Source organism: Klebsiella sp. MS 92-3, from assembly GCF_000195655.1.
Lineage (GTDB): Bacteria > Pseudomonadota > Gammaproteobacteria > Enterobacterales > Enterobacteriaceae > Klebsiella > Klebsiella pneumoniae.
Window position 1 is genome coordinate 22,520 of record NZ_GL882837.1, and the last position, 1,303, is coordinate 23,822.

At 57.0% G+C, this 1,303-nt stretch carries 3 protein-coding genes; 2 read left to right on the top strand and 1 reads right to left on the bottom strand.

What is annotated here, in order from left to right:
- Positions 1-27 precede the first annotated feature (27 nt).
- The gene (locus HMPREF9538_RS0128160; protein ID WP_004176624.1) at positions 28-216 is read right to left on the bottom strand and encodes a hypothetical protein; all 189 of its coding nucleotides are present in this window, start codon (positions 214-216) and stop codon (positions 28-30) included.
- Positions 217-280: 64 nt separating this feature from the next.
- Between HMPREF9538_RS0128160 and HMPREF9538_RS32995 the strand changes: the two genes are divergently transcribed.
- Entirely contained in the window at positions 281-568 is a 288-nt protein-coding gene (locus tag HMPREF9538_RS32995) for a hypothetical protein (RefSeq protein ID WP_009485772.1), read from the top strand.
- Positions 547-1,095, top strand: coding sequence for an EAL domain-containing protein (locus tag HMPREF9538_RS33000; RefSeq protein WP_020317012.1), 549 nt, complete (start codon positions 547-549; stop codon positions 1,093-1,095). Before HMPREF9538_RS32995 ends, HMPREF9538_RS33000 begins: the two co-directional genes overlap by 22 nt.
- Positions 1,096-1,303: the final 208 nt, after the last annotated feature.

Sequence of the window (1,303 nt, forward strand, 5' to 3'; positions counted from 1 at the left end):
CGATAGCCGGCGCCGCCTGCTCAGGGATTAGCCGCTAAATACCCGCGCCTTGCCGCTGACCGTCAGTCGCACCATCGCGCCGGGCTGCCACGCCGGCTGGCTGACGGTGCGATCGCCAAGAAACAACGCCGTCTCTTCATCCACCGGCTGCGAGTGATTGCCTTTTCCCTGGCGCTGATGGTATTTCTTGCGGGCGTGTTCGTCATTAACTGGCAACCGGGTCCTGACACTTAGCCCTGAGTCTTTGCCTGATGACCCTCTGTTACTGCTCCCGGCCAGAATGATGGTCAATAAGCGGCCGGTGCTGATCTATCAGACGCGCTTAGCGCCGATCAGGGTGATTGTCACGATCAGCGACATCCATCTGCGCGATGCGCTATATAGCGATACCGATGACAACGGGCTGGCACTCTGGGTGCAGAACCAAATGATTGCCAGATATGGCGATGTTAAGCCGCTGGCTGCGGACCCACACCAGGAGGTATTTACCTCGCCCGCTGGCAAAACAGCACGACGCCAGCGCGCTCGCCAGCGGAATTTATTCCGTTGGCCGAACGTACCGGCTTAATTATTCCCCTAACCCGCAGCCTGATGGCGCAGGTCAACGCGCAGATGAGACCACACTTTAGTAAACTACCGGATGGGTTTCATATTGGCCTGAATATCAGCGTGTCATATATTAACGCGCCGACGTTTATCGATGACTGCCTGCACTATCAGCGCGGCTTTGAGGGTAAAGCGGTGAAGCTGATGCTGGAGATCACGGAGCAGGAGCCGCTGTTGCTCAACGGGGCGGTTGTGGACAAGCTCAATACGTTACACTCCCGCGGGTTTTCCATCGCGCTGGACAACTTTGGCACCGGCTATTCCGGGCTTTCCTGTCGCCACGAGCTGGTTTTCGACTATATCAAAATCGATCAGAGTTTTGTCGGCCGGGTAACCGGGGAGGCGCCGACAAGCAAGCTGCTGGACTGCGTGATAGAGATGGCGCGGACGCTGTCACTGCGCATCATTGCCGAGGGCGTCGAAACCGAGGCCCAACGGGATTATCTTAATCGCCAGAGTATTCATCTGCTGCAGGGCTACTATTTCTGAAAGCCGATGCCCTACGTCGCGCTGGTCATGCTCCTGCTGAGCAAACCGAAGGCGCGGATTATCGAAGAATAAGCGGGCGTTGTGAAAAGTCCTGCCATGCGACGGGCTATGTATCCGTCAGCGCTGTGGGAATGAAAACGTCGTCGGTCGCTGTCCGGGTCATGCACGACCGACCGGACAAAGCAAGAAGGGGTTACCTTTCGGTAAC

What these genes read in the sequence shown, in the direction of transcription:
- HMPREF9538_RS32995 (WP_009485772.1), top strand. Translation starts at nt 281, where the DNA reads ATGATGGTCAATAAGCGGCCGGTGCTGATCTATCAGACGCGCTTAGCG.